The sequence below is a fragment of the Micromonospora antibiotica genome (assembly GCF_017599305.1).
GTDB classification, from domain to species: domain Bacteria; phylum Actinomycetota; class Actinomycetes; order Mycobacteriales; family Micromonosporaceae; genus Micromonospora; species Micromonospora antibiotica.
The window spans coordinates 1-3,106 of sequence record NZ_JAGFWR010000052.1; the positions used below are offsets into that span (position 1 = coordinate 1).

The window sequence follows — 3,106 nt, forward strand, 5'->3', positions numbered from 1 at the left end:
TTGTCCGGCGGTGTCCTACTCTCCCACACCCTCCCGAGTGCAGTACCATCGGCGCTGGAGGGCTTAGCTTCCGGGTTCGGAATGTAACCGGGCGTTTCCCCTCCGCCATGACCGCCGTAACACTATGAACATATCAAACAACACACACACCCACACCCGAACACTCCCGAATGCAGGGGGTTGTTTGGTGTTTGTTCAGAGTTGCACAGTGGACGCGTAGCAGCCTTGTTGTCAAGTCCTCGGCCTATTAGTACCGGTCAACTGAACCCGTTACCGGGCTTACATTTCCGGCCTATCAACCCAGTCGTCTAGCTGGGGGCCTTACCCCCACAAATGTGGGGTGGGATACCTCATCTTGAAGCAGGCTTCCCGCTTAGATGCTTTCAGCGGTTATCCCTTCCGAACGTAGCTAACCAGCCGTGCCCCTGGCGGGACAACTGGCACACCAGAGGTTCGTCCGTCCCGGTCCTCTCGTACTAGGGACAGCCCTTCTCAAGTATCCTACGCGCACGGCGGATAGGGACCGAACTGTCTCACGACGTTCTAAACCCAGCTCGCGTACCGCTTTAATGGGCGAACAGCCCAACCCTTGGGACCTGCTACAGCCCCAGGATGCGACGAGCCGACATCGAGGTGCCAAACCATCCCGTCGATATGGACTCTTGGGGAAGATCAGCCTGTTATCCCCGGGGTACCTTTTATCCGTTGAGCGACACCGCTTCCACTCGCAAGTGCCGGATCACTAGTCCCGACTTTCGTCCCTGCTCGACCTGTCAGTCTCACAGTCAAGCTCCCTTGTGTACTTGCACTCAACACCTGATTGCCAACCAGGCTGAGGGAACCTTTGGGCGCCTCCGTTACCCTTTAGGAGGCAACCGCCCCAGTTAAACTACCCACCAGACACTGTCCCTGAACCGGATAACGGTCCGAAGTTAGATACCCAAATCAACCAGAGTGGTATTTCAAGATTGCCTCCACCCATACTGGCGTACAGGTTTCACCGGCTCCCACCTATCCTACACAAGCCCATTCAGATACCAATGTCAAGCTATAGTAAAGGTCCCGGGGTCTTTCCGTCCTGCCGCGCGTAACGAGCATCTTTACTCGTAATGCAATTTCGCCGGGCCTGTGGTTGAGACAGTGGGGAAGTCGTTACGCCATTCGTGCAGGTCGGAACTTACCCGACAAGGAATTTCGCTACCTTAGGATGGTTATAGTTACCACCGCCGTTTACTGGCGCTTAAGTTCTCCGCTTCGCCCCGAAGAGCTAACAGGTCCCCTTAACGTTCCAGCACCGGGCAGGCGTCAGTCCATATACATCGAATTACTTCTTCGCATGGACCTGTGTTTTTAGTAAACAGTCGCTTCCCCCTGCTCTCTGCGGCCATACAACGCTCCACCCGCACGGGGCTTCACGTCTCCGGCCCCCCTTCTCCCTAAGTTACGGGGGCAATTTGCCGAGTTCCTTAACCACAGTTCGCCCGATCGCCTCGGTATTCTCTACCTGACCACCTGTGTCGGTTTGGGGTACGGGCCGCTAAGAACTCGCTAGAGGCTTTTCTCGGCAGCATAGGATCACTGACTTCACCTGAATCGGCTCGGCATCACGTCTCAGCCCCATGTGTTGCGGATTTGCCTACAACACGGCCTACACGCTTACCCCGGCACAACCACCGGCCGGGCTCAGCTACCTTCCTGCGTCACCCCATCGCTTGACTACTACCCACCAGGTTCCCACGCTCACCATCCTCAGTCCGAAGACCTCAAACAGCTCGGGCGGTTAGCACAATAAGGTTCATCACGGGCGCTCTTTCGCGGGTACGGGAATATCAACCCGTTGTCCATCGACTACGCCTCTCGGCCTCGCCTTAGGTCCCGACTCACCCAGGGCGGATTAGCCTGGCCCTGGAACCCTTGGTCATCCGGCGGAAGGGTTTCTCACCCTTCTTTCGCTACTCATGCCTGCATTCTCACTCGTGCCGCGTCCACAACTGGGTCACCCCGCTGCTTCACCCCCGGCACGACGCTCCCCTACCCACCCACACACCTGCACACCCCATCAAGGAGATGCGAAGTAAAATGTGAGTGCCACAGCTTCGGCGGTGTGCTTGAGCCCCGCTACATTGTCGGCGCGGAACCACTTGACCAGTGAGCTATTACGCACTCTTTAAAGGGTGGCTGCTTCTAAGCCAACCTCCTGGTTGTCTATGCGACCCCACATCCTTTTCCACTTAGCACACGCTTAGGGGCCTTAGCTGGTGATCTGGGCTGTTTCCCTCTCGACTACGAAGCTTATCCCCCGCAGTCTCACTGCCGCGCTCTCACTTACCGGCATTCGGAGTTTGGCTGATTTCGGTAAGCTTGTGGGCCCCCTAGACCATCCAGTGCTCTACCTCCGGCAAGAAACACGCGACGCTGCACCTAAATGCATTTCGGGGAGAACCAGCTATCACGGAGTTTGATTGGCCTTTCACCCCTAACCACAGGTCATCCCCCAACTTTTCAACGTTGGTGGGTTCGGCCCTCCACGCGGTCTTACCCGCGCTTCAGCCTGCCCATGGCTAGATCACTCCGCTTCGGGTCTAGAACATGCGACTACGACGCCCTATTCAGACTCGCTTTCGCTACGGCTCCCCCACACGGGTTAACCTCGCCACATGCCACTAACTCGCAGGCTCATTCTTCAAAAGGCACGCCGTCACCCCGCAAGGCTCCGACGGATTGTAGGCGAACGGTTTCAGGTACTATTTCACTCCCCTCCCGGGGTACTTTTCACCATTCCCTCACGGTACTCGTCCGCTATCGGTCACCAGGAAGTATTTAGGCTTACCAGGTGGTCCTGGCAGATTCACGGCAGATTTCAGGGGTCCGCCGCTACTCGGGAACACCCACAGAAGGTCAGCAACTTTCACCTACCGGACTCTCACCGTCTACGGTCAGCCATTCCAGACTGTTCGACTAGCCACTAACTTGATAACTTCTCGAACAAGTGTCAGCTCGTTCAGCAGGGTCCCACAACCCCGACCACGCAACCCCTGACAGGTATCACACGCAACCGGTTTAGCCTCAATCCGCTTTCGCTCGCCACTACTCACGGAATCACTAA

The 3,106-nt window shown here is 56.7% G+C and carries 2 rRNA genes (1 of these 2 cut by a window edge); both read right to left on the reverse strand.

The features are described from left to right. Positions 1 to 2: 2 nt before the first annotated feature. Positions 3 to 119 (reverse strand): 5S ribosomal RNA (rrf, locus tag JQN83_RS32505). A 108-nt stretch (positions 120 to 227) separates the two neighbouring features. Next, positions 228 to 3,106: ribosomal RNA gene (locus tag JQN83_RS32510) — 23S ribosomal RNA — on the reverse strand (it continues 330 nt past the right edge of the window).